The sequence below is a fragment of the Dolichospermum circinale AWQC310F genome (assembly GCF_000426925.1).
GTDB classification, from domain to species: domain Bacteria; phylum Cyanobacteriota; class Cyanobacteriia; order Cyanobacteriales; family Nostocaceae; genus Dolichospermum; species Dolichospermum circinale.
This window is the reverse complement of the sequence record NZ_KE384710.1, coordinates 1-3,112: the sequence shown is the minus strand read 5'-3', so window position 1 is coordinate 3,112 and position 3,112 is coordinate 1. Positions and strand designations below refer to the sequence as shown.

Genomic DNA, 3,112 nt, shown 5'->3' with positions numbered 1-3,112 from the left:
CAACTCCAATAGTGCCTGTTCCTGTGGTGGTTTTCTTGAAAGTTCCAGAGTTGTTAAATGTGCCTACACTAGACCTAGAATTATAAATGCCTCCAGATTGCAATTCATAATTAGCAGAATTGTTGAGAATAGCACCGTCATTGAAATACAAACCATAGTCATTTTCGACGATAGTTCCTGTATTGTTGAGTTGAGTATTTAGAAACTTGGAAGAAGTACCACCAAGTGTTAATGTACCTATTTGAGTAATAGGAGTTGCTGATGATAGAGTTCCATTATCCCAAAGAGTACCATTTAAGGTAGTTGCATTAACCCAGACGAAGTTGTTAGCCATGATAGATTTGCTCCTAATTTCTAGAGTTTTTTGTTCAGAAAATAGTTGTTGCTGATTCTAGCGTAAACCAGTTTAATAAGGTTTAATAACTGGATAAATTTTGATAGCGATCGCTACGCCCGCCGTAGGCATCGCATTATACCCACCGGAGGCGATCGCTCACACTACCAGCTATCGGATACTAATAATTAGGTCGCCGACACTGAATACTAGGATCTAAAAGCCGAGTAGAAAGGCACGACTGATATATGAATGAGTCATTACGCATCTTTTGCATATCCAGTTTAGACTTTTCAATTTTACCAAAGGACTTGATAATCCCATTTATAGGATACGCCTATAATTTGGCCTAGCTGCAACGGGAGTGCTGTGAATATTCCAACCAAATGTAGAAACTATGAAGCTATTAACTATCAGCAATTTATGGAACTTTTTCATGGTAATGTCCTTAATTACTAAACACTAAAACAGAGTTTTTGCAAATTAACAGATTAACAGACAAGAAAAACTTATAGACATGAGGTGGGATTGAATAAAAACCCCAACCCCATATTACCTAACTTACGGACGATGGCTACGCCCGCTGTTTTTTACTTGCATAGCTCCCCAATTACAGAAGGAGAGCTTAGGCACTTAGATAAAGAAGCTACTAACAGCAATAGTACCCAAAGCTGGTAATGTACCACTGTATCCTGTGATATTCACCAATAGGTCATTACTAGATTGGAAGCCAGCCACACCATCATTAATGACTAAATAAGTCCCCGCAATACCAGAAGTGGTGACACTGACTAAAGCTGCACTATTTACACCTAAAGCCTGATTACCAGTTAACGCTCCATCAGCATCAGTAAATACACTATTGACCACATTTGTTAAGGTAGTGTCTGTACTATTAGCAGCGCGAGTGAAAGCAGTGGGAGCATTCATAGCTACACCCAGGGAAGTCAACAGGTCAATTTTATCAGTGCCAATGGCAAAGTCGGTAATTCGGTCTGCTCCTGATACTGGGGATTGTCCAAATTGGAAAACCAAGATATCGCTTCCTGTTCCACCTGTGAGGGTGTCTGCACCAGCACCACCGTTAAGAAGATCGTTACCAGCACCACCGTTAAGAGTATCGTTACCAGCATTTCCTGTGAGGGTATTATTGCCACTATTACCTGTTAATGAATTGTTACCTGCATTCCCAGTACCATTAATAACAGCTGTTCCTGTTAAGGTCAGATTTTCGATGTTGGGGAAAACCGTTAAATCAAAGGTAACAGAAGATTGAATGATATCTGTTCCTTCTCCTGAGTTTTCAGTAAGGGTATCAGTAGTGCTATCTACGACATAGATATCATTACCTAAACCACCAATTAAGGTATCAATGCCAGCGCCACCGTTAAGAGTATCGTTACCAGCATTTCCTGTGAGGATATTATTGCCTGTGTTGCCAGTGAGGCTGTTGTTGAGGTTATTGCCTGTACCATTGAGGTTAGCACTTCCCGTAAGCGTAAGATTTTCAAAGTTATCGGTCAGAATGTAGGAAATAGATGCGTTAACTAAATCAGTTCCCTCACTGGGGTTTTCTACTACCACATCACCCGCATTATTCACAGTATAGGTGTCGTTGCCCGCTAAACCTATAAGACAATCAACATTTATAGTACCACTGAGAGTATCATTACCAGAAGTGCCGAACACTGGGAGAGTCGGTTGACTACCATCATCATTTAAAATGATGCCTGTGGCACTGCGAGTACCGATAGTAGCTCGGGAGGGAGTAGACAAATAAACCGTAAAAGTTTCGTTGGATTCAATGGTGCTGTCTCCTCTGACCCGCACTCTTATTTCCTTGCTGGTTTCTCCTGGTAAAAAGGTGAGGCTTTCTCCTGGTGGCATTGCTCCACCAAAAAAATCGGTGGAGTTAACGGGGTTATTACCAGACGGGGTAATAAACCAATCTACTGTGCTTGTACCACTAGTGTCTCCTGACCGAGTGACAGTAAACACAAATGGCTTCTGATCTGAGTTGCCCTCCGTTTGTATGCTAGATGTACCAGTGATGTTTAGGACAGTATTACTAGCGACATACTTGAAATAGCTACCAGTGAGGTTAAATTGCAATGGGTTGATTAAACCCTGGGTATTTTCTAAAACAGCAATCAGTTCATCAGGTTCGCTATCAGGCTTATTGATGTAGAGGTTAATGTTATTACCTGAAACTGTGGTCGTATAATCACTACTGGAACCCAAAAGCTGAATGATATCTTCCAGGGGATTAAAGTCTTTGATGATCAGGTAGTCACTTGTACCAGCAGTGGTACGATTATAGTCATCATAACCAATCCATGTGACATCGCCCAGAATAAAAGTGTCCTCTCCTGTTCCCCCAGTGACTGTATCTACAGTCCCTAACCCTGGTTTGGCGACATTGGGATTTACTGGTATGATAGTATCACTTCCATCTCCACCCGCGATATTATCATTTCCTTCACCCCCGATTAGGGTGTCATCTCCACTGTAACCTCTGAGGTAATCTGCATATTGTGTTCCTGTTACTTGAAACACTTCTACGTTATTGTAGTTTAGTAATGGCTGAGACCCATAATACAATCTATGCCATAAACCTTCAAAACTATTGGTATAGGTGTTAGTTACTCCATAACCACCGTTTCCTAAATAGGTAAAACTGGCACTGCTATAATCCACAATCAGGGTGTCTGTACCTCCCCCAGCGTTAATGCCACCATTGCTGACCAATAAATTACCAGTGGCAATTATGGTGTCATA

The 3,112-nt window shown here is 41.3% G+C and carries 2 protein-coding genes; both read right to left on the bottom strand.

The window, feature by feature from the left end:
* On the bottom strand, positions 1-334 hold a 334-nt coding region (locus tag ACIR310F_RS23055; RefSeq protein WP_196803238.1), incomplete at its 3' end, for a hypothetical protein.
* A 633-nt stretch (positions 335-967) separates the two neighbouring features.
* The coding region (locus ACIR310F_RS27085) for a bluetail domain-containing putative surface protein (protein ID WP_331271327.1) at positions 968-3,112 on the bottom strand (2,145 nt) is incomplete at its 5' end.